8 protein-coding genes and 2 rRNA genes (1 of these 10 cut by a window edge) are annotated in these 19733 nt (G+C 43.1%); 1 reads left to right on the top strand and 9 read right to left on the bottom strand.

What is annotated here, in order from left to right; genetic code table 11:
- Positions 1 to 26: 26 nt before the first annotated feature.
- The 6 genes from GXP67_RS22590 to GXP67_RS22570 form a co-directional block, all read right to left on the bottom strand.
- Positions 27 to 2405: an ABC transporter permease gene (locus tag GXP67_RS22590; RefSeq protein ID WP_162445206.1), complete on the bottom strand. Its 2379-nt coding sequence runs from the start codon at positions 2403 to 2405 to the stop codon at positions 27 to 29.
- A 131-nt stretch (positions 2406 to 2536) separates the two neighbouring features.
- The gene (locus tag GXP67_RS37075; RefSeq protein ID WP_197901553.1) at positions 2537 to 4081 is read right to left on the bottom strand and encodes an FtsX-like permease family protein; all 1545 of its coding nucleotides are present in this window, start codon (positions 4079 to 4081) and stop codon (positions 2537 to 2539) included.
- A 104-nt stretch (positions 4082 to 4185) separates the two neighbouring features.
- A complete protein-coding gene (locus GXP67_RS37070) occupies positions 4186 to 4938 on the bottom strand; it encodes an ABC transporter permease (protein WP_197901552.1) in 753 nt (250 codons plus the stop codon).
- Between the two features lie 99 nt (positions 4939 to 5037).
- On the bottom strand, positions 5038 to 7410 hold the full coding sequence (locus GXP67_RS22580) for an ABC transporter permease (protein ID WP_162445205.1): 2373 nt from the start codon (positions 7408 to 7410) through the stop codon (positions 5038 to 5040).
- A gap of 146 nt (positions 7411 to 7556) precedes the next feature.
- Positions 7557 to 9992 (bottom strand): ABC transporter permease, encoded by a 2436-nt coding sequence (locus GXP67_RS22575; RefSeq protein WP_162445204.1) that lies wholly within the window; start codon positions 9990 to 9992, stop codon positions 7557 to 7559.
- Positions 9993 to 10122: 130 nt separating this feature from the next.
- Positions 10123 to 12558, bottom strand: coding sequence for an ABC transporter permease (locus GXP67_RS22570; RefSeq protein WP_162445203.1), 2436 nt, complete (start codon positions 12556 to 12558; stop codon positions 10123 to 10125).
- Between the two features lie 309 nt (positions 12559 to 12867).
- On the opposite strand from GXP67_RS22570, the gene GXP67_RS22565 reads away from it, so the two are divergent.
- The gene (locus tag GXP67_RS22565; RefSeq protein WP_162445202.1) at positions 12868 to 14940 is read left to right on the top strand and encodes a hypothetical protein; all 2073 of its coding nucleotides are present in this window, start codon (positions 12868 to 12870) and stop codon (positions 14938 to 14940) included.
- Between the two features lie 68 nt (positions 14941 to 15008).
- Here GXP67_RS22565 and GXP67_RS22560 read toward each other — a convergent pair whose 3' ends face one another.
- The 3 genes from GXP67_RS22560 to GXP67_RS22550 all read right to left on the bottom strand — a co-directional run.
- Positions 15009 to 16922 carry a CocE/NonD family hydrolase gene (locus GXP67_RS22560; RefSeq protein ID WP_197901551.1) on the bottom strand — a complete coding sequence of 638 codons (1914 nt, stop codon included), beginning with the start codon at positions 16920 to 16922 and terminating at the stop codon, positions 15009 to 15011.
- Between the two features lie 255 nt (positions 16923 to 17177).
- Positions 17178 to 17289, bottom strand: a 5S ribosomal RNA gene (rrf, locus tag GXP67_RS22555).
- Between the two features lie 145 nt (positions 17290 to 17434).
- A 23S ribosomal RNA gene (locus GXP67_RS22550) occupies positions 17435 to 19733 on the bottom strand (it continues 561 nt past the right edge of the window).

The raw sequence follows: 19733 nt of genomic DNA, 5'->3' as shown, positions 1-19733 counted from the left end.
TAATCTGCGTAATCTTCGGTACAGACTTATTCGTTTCTCAAACTTTTCACCGGATTCAATAAGGCTGCTTTAATGGCTCTTCCGCTCACGGTTAAGGCGGCAATCAGCAGAGAAGCGCCTATGGCTAATACAAAGGGCATTACACTGATAGGAATACTATAAGCAAAATTGGATAGCCATTCTCTGGTAATCCAGATGGCAAAAGGCACAGCCACCACTCCGGCAATAAATACAAGTTTCAGAAAATCTTTGCCTAGCAATACAACCAGCTGGCTGACTGAGGCACCCAGCACTTTCCGTACGCCAATTTCTTTCACCCGTTGTTCGGCCATAAAAGAAGCTAATCCAAATAAACCTAAGGCAGCAATGAAAATTGTAAGTAAAGTGGTGTAAAGCAGCGTTTGTCCCAAACGGACCTGGTCATCATAAAGCTGGGCAAAATCGTCGTTGAGGAAAGTATACTGGATGGGATGTATAGGTTCTACTTGTTTCCATATTTTTTCTATGTAGGCTACAGTAGAACGTATCTCTTTTGTATTCATCCGGATAGCCGCATAAGAAGCACCTCTGGATTTAACATTGCCCAGCAGAATCATTGGCTGAATTTCTGAAGCCAGGCTCTGAAAATGAAAGTCTTTTACAACGCCAATGATAGTACCCATTTTTTCCTGACCGCTGAGACCTATCTGGTGACCTACCGGATTTTTCAGGTTATACTCTTTAACAAATGCTTCATTCACCACAAAGGAACGGCCGGTCGTATCGGTATAATCCGACCATGAGAAAAATTGTCCCTGTGCCAGTTGCAGACCTAATGTTTTTACATAATCCGGGTCCACCCAGAACATATGGGCCAGGTGGTCTTCCTGTTCGCCGGCCAGTTTGAACATATTATCGGGAGCAAACGTACCCGGAAGGCTGGAAGCTGTTGTTACAGCAGAAATATGAGGATTCTGCTGCATTTCTCCTTTTAAAGCCTGAATTTTATCTACAGATTCGGGTGTATTGATGCGAACTACTAAAGTCTGATCAGAAGAAAAACCCAGTTCCTGATCCTGCATATACTGCACCTGCCGGTAAATAAAGGTCATCACAATGGCTACCGTAATGGCCATAGCAAACTGCATAATGACCAGACTTCTCCGTAAAAACTGCCCCCGGTTCTGGTGACTGAATTTGCCTTTTAATACCTCTACCGGCCGGTATGCCGATAAAAAGAAAGCCGGATACAAGCCAGACAATATGCCAAGCAGCAACACTAAGGCGATTAAATATCCACCCACTTGCAGCCATTCATTCCATCCCAGCACCAGATTCCGGTCTGTAACAACGTTGAAGGCAGGTAGAAATACAGTAGCCAGTAAGATCACCAGAGGAATGGCGGTGAGACTTTGTAAACTGGCTTCGGATAAAAACTGGAAAACCAGTTCTCTTCTATTGGCACCGGATACTTTACGTATGCCCACTTCTCTGGCCCGTTTGCCAGCCTGGGCAGTAGCCAGGTTCATGTAATTGATGCTGGCAATAAGCAGGATCACAATAGCTACTGTTCCCAGTATAATTGAATTCTGGTAATTGCCTTTTACTACAAACGGCCCGTTCATCTGGGTAGAATACAAATGCACATCACTTACCGGTTGAAAACGCCATTGAGGCAGTTCGCCAATATTTGTATTGTATTTCTTTCTTTCTTCTTTTACGAACTCATTTATTAAAGCCGTCACTTTATTTTCCAGCTTCGCTATATTGGTCTGCGGATGCAGGGATACATACGTGGTTGGATCATTGCCATCCCAGGCATAATAGTAGGAATCCGGATCTGTATAATATAATTCTGCTTCCAGATGGGTTTTGCCGGCATAAGGAGCCAGTATTCCGGTTATTTTATAATCTTTTTTATTGTTTACCCGAAGCGTTTGGCCCACCGGATTAGTGTTGCCATACAATCTAATCGCTAATTCACTGTTGAGTACAACAGAATAGGGCTGCAACAAGGCAGTTCCTGCATCTCCATGAAGCAGAGGCAATTTGAACACTGCCAGAAAATTGCTGTCCGTTGAAACGGCTAAGGGTGTATATAAAGATTTATTGGCTTGGGTAGTCAGCAATACCTTTCCATCATTGCTTAACCTGGTAGCCGCCTGAATTTCGCCAAACTCTTGTTTAATTGTATGGCCGAGTGGCGGCGGTGTCCAGGCGCTGCCATAAGGTGCCCAATACCGGTATACCCTATACACATTTTCTGCATTGGGAATCCACCGGTCGTAACTATGCTCCTGCTTTACATACAGCATAATTAAAGTAGCTACGGCCAGGCTTACGGCTAAGCCAGACACATTCAGCAAGGTATATACCCGGTGTTTACTGATATTTCGGAGGGCGATGGTTATATAGTTCTTTAGCATATTATTTTATATTTTATTTGTCTTGTCTGGAACCTGGATTACATGGATTAAAGGATTTTCAGGATTAGGTTGTGTAAATTCATAAAATCCTGCTAATCCTAACATCCAATAAATCTTGGTTCAGACCATTTTTATTCATTTCTTAAACTTTTTACCGGATTCATCAGGGCAGCTTTGAGGGACTGATAACTTACAGTGAGTAAAGCAATAATAAATACCAGAATGCCGGCTATAATAAAAGCATCCCACCCTACTTCAATTCTGGAGGCAAAATTTTCCAACCATTTATTAATTAGCACATACGATACTGGCGTAGCAATCAGAAAAGCGATGAGTACAAGCTTAGTAAAATCGGTAGAAAGCAGCAATACAATATTGGAGGCAGAAGCCCCTAATACCTTGCGTACGCCGATTTCTTTGGTTCGCTGCTCGGCTGTGAAAGTAGCTAAGCCAAATAAACCCAGGCAAGCGACACAAATGGCTATGCTGGTAAATACAAGGAAAGTCCGGCCAATTTTTTCATCAGCCGCATATTGTTTATTGAACTCTTCGTCCAGGAAGAAATATTCATAGGGATGGTTTGGAAACAACTCCTGCCACTTTTTTTCCACAAAAGCCATCGTAGCTGGCAAGTCTTTGGTTTGCACTTTTAAGCTGATATGATTGAGCCTGTCTACATTTACGGCCATGATAAGCGGTTCAATGGGTGCTTGCAGGGAACGGTAATGAAAATCTTTATATACCCCAATAATTTCGCCATTACGGCCAAAACCGGCACCCAGCTTTTTACCGATCGCTTCTTCCGGTAAAACCCAGCCGAAGGCTTTTAATGCCGTTTCATTGATCATAAACGCATTTTCGGCATCTGTGATAATGTTTTTATCAAATGCCCGACCAGCAACCGTACCAATATTGTATAGCTTCAGAAAGTCAAAATCTACAAACAGGTAGTACATAGACTGGCCTTTATCGTCGGCTTCTCCCAGCAGTGAAACGGCAAAATTCTCAACTCTTCTCCCTGGTACACTGGCAGAAGCAGCAGCATCTGTAATAGAAGTATGATTTTTAAATTCACTCTTAATCACTTCATAATTCTCCCGGATGGAAGCCCCACCCCTAACCGGAAGTACGACTACCTGTTCTTTAGAAAAACCCAGGTTCTGATCTTTCATAAAGTTGAGTTGCCGGTACACCATAATAGTGCCTACCATAAGCATCAGGGAAATACTAAACTGGCATACCACCAGCACCTTACGCAAGGTGCTTCCTTTTGCGCCCATACTGATTTTTCCTTTGAGTACAGATATAGGTCGGAAAGACGACAGGAACAGAGCCGGATATATAGCCGCCATTACGCCTACTATAAAAGTAATGCCAATAAGGCTTCCTACAAACTGAGGTGAGATGACCTGAGCCAGATCGATGCTTATTCCAGATAGCTGTTCAAATAAAGGACGGACTATATACATGATACCTGCAGCCAGAATCAATGCAGATACCGTTTGTAATAAAGACTCGGAAACAAACTGAAAGATCAATGGCATTCTGGAAGCGCCTACCACTTTACGAACGCCCACTTCTTTGGCCCGGTTAGCAGCTTGTGCGGTGGTAAGATTGATATAGTTTAAGGAAGCGATGAGTATAATCAGAATACCTACCACGGAAAGAATATACACATTAATAGCATTTCCAGGTACTTCTGCCTCACCGCTCAGGTTAGAATGCAGATGAATGTCTTTTACTGGCTGAAGAAAATAAACAAAGGCTGTACCCCATTCTTTTAGCTGGCCCCTACATATGAATTAGCTGCTGTTGCAATCTGCTTATTGAACTGAGCCATATCTACGTTTTCTATTACTTTTATATAGGTAAGAAACATCGTAGAAAACCAGTTTGAGGCTGTTTCCTGGTACCATTTTTCTTTTTCCAGGGTAGCTAATGAGGTAAGTATATTGAATTTCAGATGGCTGTTGTCAGTTAATTTTGCCATCACGCCTGTTACTTCATAGGCTGCATCATTCACTTTCAGCGTCTTTCCAATGGGATCTTCTTTGCCAAAGTATTTACGGGCAGTTTCTTCGGCAATTACTACTGTCGAAGGGCGGCTTAGGGCAGTTCTGGCATCACCTTTCAGAAGAGGAATGGTAAATACATTGAAAACTTCAGGCGTAGTGAGGAAAAAATTATCTTCATAAAAGCTCTTTTCCTCCCCGTATTTTACCAGCAGGCTGTTCCACCGCCACAATTGAACAGCCTCTTCTACCTGTGGAAAATCTTTTTTCAAGGCATGCACCAGTGGAGCCGAAGTCTGTGCAAACATCCGGTTGTCTGCCTTGCCCCGGATATCTATGGCTACTCTGTAAATGCGGTCGGCATCCTGGTGGTAGGTGTCATAGCTTAGTTCATTCCGGATAAAGAAAAAGATGATGATGCAGGAGGCAATGCCTACGGCCAGCCCGGAAACATTTAAGAAGGTATAGCCTTTATGCCGGCTTATATTTCTCAAGGCAACAGTTATATAATTTTTTAGCATATCATTTTATGTTTATTATCTGGAACCTGGATTACACAGATCAAAGGATTATCAGAATATATGAATGGTTGCATCTGAATAATCAATTCAGATTGTAGTTTATTCATTTCTGAGGCTTTTCACCGGATTGGCTAAGGCCGCTTTAATCGCCTGATAACTTACCGTAATGAGGGTAATCAGAATCCCTATGGCAGTAGCCAGTACAAACACACTAGGGCCTATACGGATGCGGTAGTCATATTTTTGCAGCCAGTTTTGTAACAGATATAATGCTATCGGTGAGGCAATGGCGCAACTCAGGACAACAAGCAAAATAAAATCTTTGGAAAGCAGTAGCCAGAGTTGAGCCGCAGAAGCGCCTAATACCTTGCGGATGCCTATTTCTTTGGTGCGTTGCTGGGCTGTAAACGCCGCCAGACCAAATAATCCCAGACAGGAAATAAAGATAGCCAGTGAGGCAAAAATACCTGCCAGCTTTCCGATTAGCAGTTCCAGATTAAACTTAGCTGCATATTCCTGGTCGGCGAATTGGTATATGTAGGGAAAAGACGGATTATACTTATTGAATATAGCTGTTAGTTGCGTAATGGCTTCACTGGTTTTAATGTTCGGAGACAATCGGTACATCATAATCCCTTGTGAACGCGGCTGAGAAATGAAGATAGTAGGGTCAGCTGGCGTAAATGGAGAGATCATTAAGGCATCTTTTGCTACCCCTACTATATGAAGTTGCTTATCATCAAAGGTGATCAGTTGTCCAACAGGGTCTTTTAAACGCAACCGTTTTATCGCTGCTTCATTAAAAATAGCGCTGGTCGTATCATTGCCTCTGGTAAAATCTCTGCCCTCTTTCAAGGCCATACCGATAGTTTTGAAGTAATCATCAGACACAACAATAACACCCATTTCAACCGTTTCTCCAGCCTGTTTCTGCGACCAGTTGTCCAGGTCAGAATGCCACCAGACATCGGTTGCCGGACTGGAAGCGGTTGTTATACTTTCGACAATGCCTTTCTGTAGAAGTTCATTTTTAAGCGCTGTATAATTACGGCCTAAATCGTCATTTATATCTGTTGCCATCAGCCGGTTTAGTGAATACCTAGTAGGACCGTTTTTCGCATGTTGAATTTGCTGGTAAATAATAATAGTGCTGATGATCAATGCAATAGAACAGCTAAACTGTGCCACGACCAGAATTTTACGGGATAACCAGGCACCTCTCCCTGCCTGAAAAGTCCCTTTTAACACTTTTACCGGATTGAATGAGGATAGGTAAAAAGCTGGACGGCTTCCGGCAAGCAAAGCCGTGATAATAACACCTCCCGACATAAGCAACCAGAATAAAGCGCTGTTAAAAGGAATGTGTATAGCTTTCCCGGTGAGCGCATTAAAAGAGGGCAATGCCAGGCTTACGAACACCAAGGAAAACAGAAAAGCCAATAAAGTGAGTAAAAACGATTCTACCAGAAACTGCAAAATCAGGTCTTTCCGCTGCGAACCTACTGCCTTACGTACGCCTACTTCTCTGGCTCTGGTAGAGGAACGGGCGGTAGATAAGTTTATAAAATTGATACAGGCGATCAGTAATACCAACAGGCCTATAATGCTGAACATGCGTACATATTCCATAAATCCTTCCGTTTCCTTGCCATTCACATAATTGCCATATAAGTGCCAGTTTTTCAGCGGCTGTAATACCACAAAAGAATTCATGGCATTGGTATTATCCTTCTCGGTATGTTCTATTAGTTTAATTTTAGAAGCTACCTGTGCGAGCGTAACACCTGGCTTCAGCTTTACAAATATCTGGAAGGAATTCCAGCCAAAACTGCCGGCACGGGCTTCTTTTATGCGGCTACTGGTTGCATCGTAATAACTAAATGGCACCAGAAAATTGAATTGCAAAGAAGAATTAGAAGGCACATCTTTTGCAATTCCGCTTACTTTTAAATCATTCTCGTTATCGAAACGGACGGTTTTACCCATTGGATTTTCATTCCCGAATAAAGCTCTGGCTGTCGATTCGGTCAGTACAATAGAATAGGGATCACTGAAAACGGTATTGGCATTTCCCTGAATCAGGGGAAACTCAAACATTTTGAAAAAATCATTTCCGATCACAGCCCCATTCATGTATAGTTTTTTCTCTCCTACTTTTAATCCATGCGGACGGAAATACTCACTTTCAGCTACATATTCAATTTCCGGAACTTCATTCCGCAGCACATCGGCTAATTTGAGTGAAGTAGTAGTAAAATTGAGTGTATCGCCATTGCTGTCATAATTGCGTCGTACCTGGAAAAGGCTTTCATAACTGGGAAGAAACCGGTCATACGAATACTCATGATGCACCCATAAACCAATTAACAGGGCAACACCCATTCCGGCAGCCAGTCCTAAAATATTCAGGGCGCTGTACACTTTGTTTTTTACTAGGTTGCGCCAGGCGGTGGTGAAATAATTGAGAAGCATATTAATATTTATCGGTTTATGAATATTCATTTTTTTATGTCTGGAACCAGGATTTATCGGATATTGGGATTTATATAATTAAAGAGTCCCTTAATCAAATAATCCTGCTAATCTCCTAATCTGATAAATCCATGTTCCGGACACACTTATTCATTTCGCAGGCTTTTTACCGGGTTCATTAATGCCGCCTTAATAGACGGCGCACTTACCGCAACTATAGCTGTAAGAATTCCGATGAGTCCGGCTACGGCAAATATTTCCCAGGAAATACTAATGCGGTACGCAAAATCATCGAGCCATTTATTCATTAAATACCAGGAAAAAGGCACCGCCAGCACGAAGGCAACCAGGGCTATTTTTACGGTGCTTTTGTTGAGTAAAAAGAAAATATGCGTTAATGTGGCTCCTAATACTTTGCGGATGCCAATCTCTTTGGTGCGGTTAACAGCCATTAGTCCGGAAAGGCCAAATAAACCCAGGCAGGCAATGCCTATAGCAAATAGTGTAGAGGCACCCATCATTCCCATCCACCGCTGATAGGTTTTATACTGGCTGTTAATATCTTCATCGAGAAAAGAATATTCGAAAGGCTGGCCGTTGGATAAGGTTTTCCAGTTGTTTTCTACCGCTGAAAGCGCCTCCGGAATCCGTCCTGGTTTAATTTTTACAAGCACCGACCCTACACTGTTTGGCCTGTAGAAAAGAGCCATTGGCGCAATTTTACTTTCCAGGGAAGCATAGTGGTAATCTTTTACTACGCCCACCACCCGGCTGCTCAAGGCTTCAGACATTTCTCCTACCCTCCCGTCTTTACCCAATCTGGCTGCCAGCGTTTCGTTGATGATTATCGCATTAGAATCACTGCGTAGTTCCGAGGAAAAATTGCGGCCTTCCTGCAGTTGTATCCCCAAAGTCGGAATGTATGCCTGGTCTACCATATACACATCTACCGGCAGGTTTTCTCCCTGGATATTAAAGTAAAAAGCCATAGAATTTTTGCTGAACGACCCACTTGTGGAGCTTACCGAAACGATATCCGGATTACCAGCGGCAAACTGCCTGATGCGCTCCATCAGCACATCCATATTTTTGTTGTTGTGATTGCTTACCACTAGTACCTGCTCTTTATTATAGCCCAAGTCTTTGCGGGTGATAAATTGCATCTGACGGTACATAATCATGGAACTGGTCACCAGAAACAGACATAAAGTATATTGCACCAATACCAGTGCACCAGAAAGACGCGGATTAAAACGGTAAGTGCGGTTGCTTTTCAGGACTTTTATCGGGTGAAAACCGGATAAAAACAGAGCCGGATAGCCTCCTACAATAGCGCCCACCAATACTGTAAGTCCTAATAGTGCAGCCATTAGTACAGGCTGTTTCAGCAATTGGAAAGTCAGTTGTTTCTCAGTAAAATAATTGAAAGCCGGCAGAAAAACATGTACCAGCAGAATAGCACATATAACAGCAGCGATCACCAGTAATTGTGTTTCTATCCATAATTGCCAGGCTACCTGTTTACGGCTGGCTCCAATCACTTTGCGAATACCAATTTCCTGCGTGCGGGAAGAAGCGCTGGTCATGGACAGGGAAATGTAATTGATGCAGGCAATGAGTAAAATAAGTAAAGCAATACCCGACAAAATATACGTATACAGCGGATTGCTTACTTTATTCCAATAGACCGAAGTATCGAAATGGGTATCCGCAATATTGGTGAACCCCAACTGGTATATGGGTGTAGAGGCATCCAGCTTTTTATCGCCTCGTATCTGTGCGATTTCATCCGCATAATGGGTATTGATAAACCTGGAAAGATGTTGCCGGAAAGTGTTAATTGAGGCATGTTCTGTCAGTTCTGCAAAAACCAGGGTACTATAATAATTGTAGAGTTGATTTTTGTTTTCCTGGTAGTTTTCTTCGTGCTCGAAAGGAATCAGGATGTTAAGAGCAAGACTGGAATTACCAGGTGCCTCCTCACAAACTCCGGTAATGGTGAATATTTTTTCCTCCCCTTTCTTCTGTTGCATCACCAGTGTTTTGCCGATAGGATTTTGCTCGCCAAAAAATTTACGGGCAAGGTTCGAAGTAATTACCAGGCTCGATAAATCGTTTAAAACGGTAGCGCTGCTTCCTTGTTTGAGTGGGAAGGAGAACATGTCAAAGAAATTCTTATCAACATATTGCAGTTTCTCGTTGAAAACCTTATCACCATGTCTGAAGATGGCCTGTCCTTCCCTCACCCGGACTGTTTGTTTGATTTCAGGAATTTCTTCCTGCATTAGTGGGGCTAAGGGTATAGGCAGATAGATTAATTTATTTCCATGCCTGTTTTTAAGATTGCTAAAAAATCCTTTTTCCTCTTCTCCGGTAGCAGGCTCGGCCAGATTGGTCCGGTGTATGCGGTAAATGCGGTCAGCTTTTGTATGAAAACGGTCAAACGAAAGTTCGTCCTGAATAAAAGTAAGGATGAGCAGGCAAAAAGCAATTCCGACCGACAGACCAAATCCGTTGATAAAGGCATAGGCTTTTTGCTTGACAAGATGCCGTACAGCCGTTTTAAAATAATTCTTTAGCATACAAGGTTTAAGGTTAGGTTTATTTATTGGTCTGGAACATGGATTTATCGGATTAGGAGATGAGTAGGATTTTTATCTGTTTTTTCATCTTCTTAATCAATTTAATCTATGTAATCTGCGGTTCCAGACTTTATTCATTTCTCAAACTATTTACCGGGTTGGCGACCGCTGCTTTAATGGCCTGATAGCTCACCGTCGCTAATGCTATAAATAAGGCCACTAAGCCTGAACCCAGGAATAACAGCAGTTGCACATCAATCCGATATGCAAAACTCTCCAGCCATACATGCACCGACCACCAGGCAACTGGCCAGGCGATCAGATTAGCAAGTATTACCAGCTTGAGAAAATCTTTGGAAAGCAGCGCTACAATATTACTTACCGAAGCGCCCAGCACCTTGCGGATGCCTATTTCCTTGGTGCGGGTTTGAGCTGTATAAGTAGCTAACCCGAATAAGCCCAGGCAGGAAATAAAAATGGCAACTCCGGTAGCTGTGGTCACCAGTTTGGCAGAGCGTTGTTCAGATTTATAAAACCTGGCGATAGATTCATCCATAAACGTATAGCTGAATTTCTCTTTCGTATATAGCTTGTCCCAGACCATATTGATCTTTTTCAGGATGGCCTGAACATCTTTTGCCTGTTTACCTTGTGTAGCTAATTTCAGGCTGAATGCGAAAAAATTATGCGTTTCATTGGCAATAGCTACCGGCTGAATCGGATTATGCAGCGATTGAATATGAAAATCTTTTACTATGCCTACAATGGGATAATCTCTGTCCCCATTGTGCAATATTTTTCCGAGTGCATCCGCAGGCTGTTTAAATCCCAGTTGTCTGGCATAGGTTTCATTAATTATAAACTCTTGTAAGCTATCACTTGCCTGCAAGTTTCTTCCGGCAATCAGCGGAATATTATAAAGATGTATATAGGCTGTATCTCCGTATTTGCGGTACACATTGTGCTTGCGTATTTCTTTACCAGTATTATATTCGATAATACTGCTGCTATACCCAGCTTCGGCAGGTGGCTGGTCATGCATACTGATGGCTTTGATCTCCGAAAACTTCGTTAGCTCCTGCTTGAGTATAAAACGCTGGCTCGGCTGGTTCCCTGGCGTATAAAAGGTAACAATGGCATCTTTTGTAAACCCCATATCTTTATTGAGCATATAGTCTATTTGCCAGCTCATGATTAAGGTTCCTACAATTAATATTTGCGCAAATGCAAACTGGAAAATGATCAGACTCTTGCGCAGATAAGCCGTTCGGGTGTGGCCACTCTTTACAAATATCTGATTTTTAAGCACCTGTACCGGCGGAAAAGAAGAAAGGACAAATGCCGGATAGATACCTGATAAAATGCTTACAATGAGTGTTGTAATAAGCAGAAAAAGAACAGTAAACGAATCGGTAAGCCGGAATTCGACCCCATCCGGAATAAATTCCTGGAAATAAATCAGCGACAAATCTGTAATAATTACCGACACACCAACGGCAAACATCGTAACAACAAGTGTTTCGCAGAGAAACTGCTGAATAAGTTCGCCACGTGTACTACCCAGTACTTTACGTATACCCACTTCTTTTGCCCGTCTGATGGCTTGTGCTGTAATCAGATTAATAAAGTTGATGGCAGCAATGAGTAGTAAGAATAAAGCCAGAACAGTTAAAATCTGTAGAGTCGGCAAATGAGCTGCTGTCCTGTTTCTGTCGAATATCCGCAGGTCGGGATTAAAATGAATATTTGCCAGAGTTTGTAAATGAAAAGCAATCTGCCATGAAATATCTTTGTTAAAAGCCAGATATTTTTTCTCGGCCTCACGTAATTGCAACTTCACTTTTTCCGGCGAAGTGCCTGGCGATAATTGAATAAATAACTGAGAACTACTGCTGGTACTTGCCCAATCCTCTGTATTTATCCGCTCTTTGAGCCAGCTCTGCCCAATAGTATTGAATGATATAAAGTCAGTAAAAATCAGATCGGTTGGCTGTTGAAGGTCTTTTATAATACCCGATACTTTCACCTCAAGAGAATCATTATACCGGATGGTTTTGCCCAGAATTTCTGTTACACGTGAGGAATTGAAATATTTTTTCGCCTTACTTTCTGTTAACACTACCTGAAAAGGAGCAAGTAAAGACTGTTCCGGCGAACCTGCTACCCATTCATACGATGGAAACAAGTCAAAATAATCTGGGTGAACCAGGACTATATCAGTTTGCTCATCAAGGTTTTTCTGCTTTTCCAGCAAATCTACTCTCGCTGAAAAAGTATGAAAAGCACTTATCTTTTCAATACCTGTGAATTGTTGCTGCACAAAAGAAGGAAGTGCTGCAGGAACGCCAGCATTTTTATCCGCAAAAGCACCGCTAAATTCTGAATATACCCGGTAAATCCGATTTCTGTCCGGATGAAAGGTATCAAAGCTCAGTTCGAACTGGATAATCAGGTAGATAATCAAGCAGGCGCTGATGCCAACAGCCAATCCTATTATATTAATAACAGAAAATGCCGTATTCCTAAACAGATTCCGGAAAGAAATGATGAAGTAATTTTTCAGCATAAGTTGTGGCATTAGATAACTACCGGAGTAAAACTTTAATTTTCTCTATCTAGATTGGTTAACAGAATAGTATATAAACAGAGAGGAATATCCTTGTCGCCAATTATCGGATAAAACCATGCAACTTTAACAATACACTGAATTTCAACGTAATATAAATTTTCGCATATAAATTATTTATAGTTTTGTCCGGTTTTGATACACTTTTACGTTCACTTCCGGACATACAGCATCTGCTTGTATTTCATACTATGTTTGCTAAAAAAATGATAACTTAACCACCTACTATTTCATTTGTTCTAAACCATCATGAAACGCCGCCGTTTTCTAAGAGATACTGTTTTATCTACAGCAGGCATACTATATTATCATCCGACCCCATTTGTTGCAGACGTAAAAGGCCTGATTCTTAAATCTTCCCGGCTACTCGGAAACACATCTCAGCAAAAAGGAAAAACCCCTATTAAAAATGCACTTTGGTATGAGGCTAAAGAAATTGGTGATGGCATTGAATATACTTTTGAGAAAGGAGCATTGGCCGCATACCAGACGATAACGGCTGATATGTTACTAGATGGAAAACATACGACAAATTTTATTATTGCTTTACAGGAAGGAGAAAAAGGGCCTGCTTTTAAATTGCAGTTCAAATTATTAAACCAATGTTCGGCCAGAATCCGGCTAGGCACCGGTTGGGTAGATCAGAACCGCTGGAAAATGAACCGGGAAGGTGCCTGGCTAAATCCACTCTGCTTAGGCGACCGGGTTAACTTACAACAAGTCGACCGTATGATTTTGAGTATACACCGGAACGGAGGAAGAAGAGCCCGGTGGTGTATGACCGATTTTATTGCTACCAGTGAGGATGTACCACAATTATCTAAATTAACATTACCACAAGGTCCGCTGCTCGATGAATTAGGGCAAAGCCGCTTACATGAATGGGCTGAAAAAAGCCGCTCCATCAGCGAAGTTTCTGAGCGCCTGGAGAAACAGCTGGATTATTCACCCCGTCAGCAATGGCCGGAAAGCTTTTCTAAGTGGGGTGGATGGCAGGAAAAAACGTTTGAGGCAAGCGGATTCTTCAGCAAAAAATACGATGGGCAGCGCTGGTGGCTGGTAGATCCGGATGGACATGCATTCTGGTCAGCCGGACTGGATTGCGTCCAGGTGGATACAGAGGCTAATTTTGAAGGATTAACCTCTGCTTTACAATGGGTTCCTGATCCGGATAGTCCCTACAAGGCTATTTTCTCCGATAACGGAAAAGCGATCAACTATCTGGCAGCTAATTTTATCAGAACTTTCGGCCCAGATGAATGGCATGATAACTGGGCACAGATTGCCCTTTCAGAACTACGCAGGTATGGTTTTAATACAGTAGGTAACTGGTCGGAATGGCAGATTGCCAGAAAAGCTTTAGTACCCTATGTACGCCCACTTAACTTTAACCTATCTAATACCAAAAGCATTTACCGTGACTTTCCAGATGTTTTCCACGCCGATTTTGAGAAAGATGCTCAAATATATGCTGCCCAGTTAAATGAAACCAAAGATGACCCGGCCTTAATCGGCTACTTTTTAATGAATGAGCCCACCTGGGGTTTTTCTTCTGAATTACCTGCTGTTGGAATGTTATATACCAATTCCGCGAGTGAAACCCGTTCAGAATTAAGCAGATTTTTACAGCAGAAATACAGCACAGAGGCAAGCCTGTCTCAAGCCTGGAGTTCACCAGTTACTTTTTCAAGGGTTGAAAGCGGCACCTGGAATACTAAATTAAATGACAATGCCCTAAAAGATATGGAAGTTTTCAGCGAACGTATGGTATACCGCTTCTTTCAGGTATTGACAGATGCCTGCCGGAAAGTAGATCCTCATCACATGAATCTGGGTGCACGTTACCATACGGTTCCTCCTTCCTGGGCGCAAAAAGGAATGAAATATTTTGATGTGTTCAGCATGAATTGTTACCGTGAGAAAATCCCATACAATGAAGTAAAGCAAATCAATGAAATACTGAAACTGCCGGTGATGATAGGAGAATTCCATTTTGGCGCATTAGATGTTGGTTTGCCAGCCACAGGTATCGGGCATGTAAAAGACCAGGAAGACAGAGGAAAAGCCTATCGGATTTATGTAGAAGATGCTGCAGCCAATCCCTGGTGTGTAGGCACTCATTATTTTACTTTATATGATCAATCTGCACTGGGCAGGGGTGATGGAGAGAATTATAATATTGGTTTTTTAGATGTTTGCAACCGGCCTTACAGCGAGCTGGTATCTGCCGCACGTATATCCCACGAAAACTTATATGAGATTGCTTCCGGAAAGATAAAACCCTATAATGATGCCCCTGAATATTTGCCTAAACTCTTTTAAAAGTACGGTTCACCCAGGCAAATCATATTTTTAAAATTTGTCTCTATTTCTATCATTGAAAGGCCAAATTATTTCGGTAAAACATGTATTAATAATTTGGAACTACGCTGGGCATCATGATAAATCCGGATGGTAGACTTAATATAGTCTTTTGGATCAGCTTCATAGATATTGATAAACTGTTGTGGATTGCGGTCTGCCAATGGAAACCAGGAGCTTTGAATTTGTACCATCAGACGGTGCCCTTTACGAAATGTATGTAACAAACCAGGTAATTCAAACTTTACTGGAGTAGCCTCATTTGGCTTGAAGGCTTCTGGCTTTTCAAAGCTGTTGCGGTAGCGCCCTCTCAGTATTTCTGCCCGTACCAGTTGCTGATATCCTCCCATAACAGCTTTACTGTCTTTAGCAGCCACCGTATCAGGCGTATCCTGTGGATATACATCTATCAGTTTTACTACAAAGTCTGCATCAGTGGTACTAATGCTAGCTACAATATCTGCCAATATAGGGCCAGCCAGTGTCAGATCTTCTGAGAGTAATTCACTAGAAAAGGTTAATACATCCGGACGGCTGGAAGCAAACCGCTGGTCGTCGAGCATATAATCGGTGGTACGTTTCCGGTGTGTATGGCTTTGGTAAGGGACCGGGTGGGCTGGGTCAGAAAGGTATTCATCATAAGAATCGTTTGTGGTAGGTGCTGAGAAACCGATTTTACCACCCGGCAACAAATACAAGCTTTTCTCTTCTGCGGACTGAGGAGGCCATTTGTCAAACTTACGCCAGCGGTTCATGCCTGTTTCAAACATGGTAGCCTCCGCTGGTTGAGGCATATTACCCTTGCCTTTCAAATAATAATTCATAAATGGCAGAAACAGACTATCAATATAGTATTCACCAGTAGGGCCACCAAAATGAACATCACCCAAAGAGCTGGCTTCTTCCCACCAGCAACCATGGCACCAGGGACCCATTACTAGTCGGTTATTGGTTTGCGGATTTTGTTTTTCAATGGCTCTATATGTTTCTAATGCGCCATACAAGTCTTCGGCATCGTACCATCCACCTACTGTTAAAATGGCTGGTTTCAGGTTACGTGCATGGAAAAGAGGATTACGGCTTTTCCAGTAAGAATCATTATCAGGATGGGCGAGAATATCCTTCCAGAAAGGAATACTATCTTTAAAAAACTCTGTGTTTGCCCGTTTCGGTGTAATGATCTCGTGGAGAAAATAATCATAGTTATCACAGTTTTTACTATCCAGCACGCCAAAAGTGCGTGTAGCTGGCTGATCTGGCTCATCCTGATTGAACCAGGGCAAAAAGTCAAAAAAATCCAACCAGAAAAAAGCGCCTTTGTGGTGAACATCATCGCCTATAAACCAGTCTGTAACCGGAGCTTGAGGAGAAACGGCCTTTAAAGCAGGATGATTACTCAAAGCTGCCGCCGTACTGTAAAACCCAGGATAAGATACACCATAAACGCCAGCATTGCCATTATTACCTTTTACATGCTTAAGGAGCCAGTCCAGCGTATCATAAGTATCAGTACTTTCATCAGGTTGCTTTTGCTTTTTCTTATTGGGGTTATCTACCAGAGGCCGTTCATGCGAAAAATCACCCTCTGAGCGCCATCTTCCACGAACATCCTGGTTGATGAATATAAATCCTTCCTTCATGAGTTTAGCCAAAGAAGGAGCTAGATACAAGTCATACTGTGTAGTTGAGGCATTATAGGGAGTTCTTTCCATTAAAAATGGATAAGGGTTATTTTTTGAAGCTTCAACAGGAGATATAATTTCAGTATATAGTTTTATACCATCCCGCATGGGAATCATTTCTTTGCTCACCCGGTAATGTTTCATGAAATATAAACTATCCTGCTTCTGCTGTGACGTTAGAACTGGCCATTGTGTATCCTGAGCTAAAGAAGCATGAATAAGGGCAAAGAATAGAAACAAGGAGAATTTTAACTTCAGCATACTTAATTATTTTTGGCAAGATAGTGTTTCGCCTTTAATTTGAATTAAGTAAGGAGGATTTAAATAATGAGCCATATTTCTTTGATAAATGGCATAGGTGAATCAAAGTACATGAGCACTTCTGACATTATTGAACTTGATGCACTTTACATATCAAAAAATTTAGTTAATCTAATGGCGAGAATCTATACTATCTAAAGCAACAAAAAAGCCTCATCTTGGGAGAGGAGGCTTTGATGGAGGATTAGTAAATGGGGTTGGCGAGAACCTACTCTCCCACCGGTGAAGGCAGTACCATCGGCGCGACAAGGGCTTAACTTCTCTGTTCGGAATGGGAAGAGGTGAACACCTGTGCTTACTCACCATTAGGCTTTTGTCAGCTTTGTCCTGCTTTTCTAGCAGTGTAATCCTGACTATTTCTTAATGATGTTATTAACAAGAGGGGAGAAAACAGTAAGTCATAAAGCAAGTATAAGTACTTGGAGCAAAGAAAGCATAGGTAATCTACATTGGTAAAGAAGTGTTTGGGTAATTAGTATGGCTCGGCTGAAAGTCTTTCAACTCTTGTACCTGCCACCTATCCACGTTTTAGTCTCAAACGACCCTTATAAAGAGAACTCATCTTGAGGTCAGTTTCGCACTTAGATGCTTTCAGCGCTTATCTGCTCCAGGCATAGCTACTCTGCACTGCAGTTGGCACCACAACAGATACACCAGCGGCCTGTCCAACCCGGTCCTCTCGTACTAAGGTCAGCGCCTCTTCAATTCTCTTACGCCCACAACAGATAGGGACCGAACTGTCTCACGACGTTCTGAACCCAGCTCGCGTGCCACTTTAATCGGCGAACAGCCGAACCCTTGGGACCTTCTCCAGCCCCAGGATGTGACGAGCCGACATCGAGGTGCCAAACCTCCCCGTCGATGTGAGCTCTTGGGGGAGATCAGCCTGTTATCCCCGGCGTACCTTTTATCCTTTGAGCGATGGCCCTTCCATTTGGAAACCACCGGATCACTATATCCTGCTTTCGCACCTGATCGACTTGTTGGTCTCACAGTCAAGCACCCTTCTGCTATTGCACTCTAATGTACGGTTACCAAGCGTACTGAGGGTACCTTTGAAAGCCTCCGATACTCTTTTGGAGGCGACCACCCCAGTCAAACTACCCACCAAACAATGTCTCCGTTTCCGGATTAGGCTCTAAGTAAATCAAGGGTGGTATTTCAACGTTGGCTCTGCGATGCCTAGCGACACCGCTTCACTGCCTCCCACCTATCCTACACATGATTTACCCAAAGTCAATGTTAAGCTATAGTAAAGGTGCACGGGGTCTTTCCGTCCCGTTGCGGGTAAGCGGCATCTTCACCGCTACTACAATTTCACCGAGCTCACGGCCGAGACAGCGCCCAGATCGTTACACCATTCGTGCAGGTCGGAACTTACCCGACAAGGAATTTCGCTACCTTAGGACCGTTATAGTTACGGCCGCCGTTTACTGGGGCTTCAGTTCAATGCTTCCCTTGCGGTAACATCCCCCCTTAACCTTCCAGCACCGGGCAGGTGTCAGGCCTTATACGTCAACTTTCGTTTTTGCAAAGCCATGTGTTTTTGTTAAACAGTCGCCTGGGCCTTTTCGCTGCGGCTTCTCCTATTGCTAGAAGTAAGCGCCCCTTCTCCCGAAGTTACAGGGCTATTTTGCCGAGTTCCTTAGCCGTGATTCACTCGAGCACCTGAGTCTACTCGACTCGACTACCTGTGTCGGTTTGCGGTACGGGTCCTCTATCAATTGTTTAGGCTACTTTTCTTGGAAGCTCCTTGGAGTCATTATCCCCGCAGCCGAAGCCTTAGGGTACTATCAGCGCCATAAACGCCTTTAACGCACAATTCCGTCTGTGCGCAGACTCTATCTTACTCCGTCATAGCTAAACTCAATAGATGAGTACAGGAATATTAACCTGTTGTGCATCGAAGCTTCGGTTTCCCTAACCTCTTAGCCCCCGACTAACCCTGATCCGATTAACGTTGATCAGGAAACCTTCAGTCTTGCGGTGGACGGGTTTCTCACCCGTCTTATCGTTACTTATGCCTACATTTGCTTTTCCTGCCGCTCCACAGTGGCTTGCCGCCTTCTGCTTCTCTGCTGCAGGAATGCTCCCCTACCACTTGTATTACTACAAATCCAAAGCTTCGGTATTCTACTTGATGCCCGTTTATTATCGATGCCCCACCCGCTCGACCAGTGAGCTGTTACGCACTCTTTAAATGAATGGCTGCTTCCAAGCCAACATCCTGGCTGTCTTTGCAGGTAGACTTCCTTTGTTCAACTTAGTAGAAATTTTGGGACCTTAGCTGTTGGGCTGGGTTGTTTCCCTTTCGGACAAGGACCTTAGCACCCTTGCCCTCACTCCTGTGTATATGTAGCTAGCATTCGGAGTTCGTCAGGATTTGGTAGGATGTGACTCCCCCTAGTCCTATCGGTAGCTCTACCTCTAGCACACTCTCCACAAGGCTGTTCCTAAAAACATTTCGGGGAGTACGAGCTATTTCTCAGTTTGATTGGCCTTTCACCCCTACCCACAAGTCATCCAAATCCTTTTCAACGGAAACTGGTTCGGTCCTCCAGCACCTGTTACGGCGCCTTCAACCTGCTCATGGGTAGATCACAAAGTTTCGCGTCTACTGCCTCTAACTATACGCCCTGTTCAGACTCGCTTTCGCTGCGGCTCCACATCTTCAAATGCTTAACCTTGCTAGAAACAGTAACTCGTAGGCTCATTATGCAAAAGGCACGCCGTCACAGATCAAGTCTGCTC

This window comes from Rhodocytophaga rosea (genome assembly GCF_010119975.1).
Lineage (GTDB): Bacteria > Bacteroidota > Bacteroidia > Cytophagales > 172606-1 > Rhodocytophaga > Rhodocytophaga rosea.
The sequence above is the reverse complement of the archived record's forward strand: the minus strand, read 5'-3'. Positions and strand labels throughout refer to the sequence as shown.

Coding starts and splice junctions, on each gene's coding strand:
- GXP67_RS22590 (WP_162445206.1), bottom strand. CDS start 2,405: ATGCTAAAGAACTATATAACCATCGCCCTCCGAAATATCAGTAAACAC.
- GXP67_RS37070 (WP_197901552.1), bottom strand. CDS start 4,938: ATGCTAAAAAATTATATAACTGTTGCCTTGAGAAATATAAGCCGGCAT.
- GXP67_RS22580 (WP_162445205.1), bottom strand. CDS start 7,410: ATGCTTCTCAATTATTTCACCACCGCCTGGCGCAACCTAGTAAAAAAC.
- GXP67_RS22575 (WP_162445204.1), bottom strand. CDS start 9,992: ATGCTAAAGAATTATTTTAAAACGGCTGTACGGCATCTTGTCAAGCAA.
- GXP67_RS22570 (WP_162445203.1), bottom strand. CDS start 12,558: ATGCTGAAAAATTACTTCATCATTTCTTTCCGGAATCTGTTTAGGAAT.
- GXP67_RS22565 (WP_162445202.1), top strand. CDS start 12,868: ATGAAACGCCGCCGTTTTCTAAGAGATACTGTTTTATCTACAGCAGGC.
- GXP67_RS22560 (WP_197901551.1), bottom strand. CDS start 16,922: ATGCTGAAGTTAAAATTCTCCTTGTTTCTATTCTTTGCCCTTATTCAT.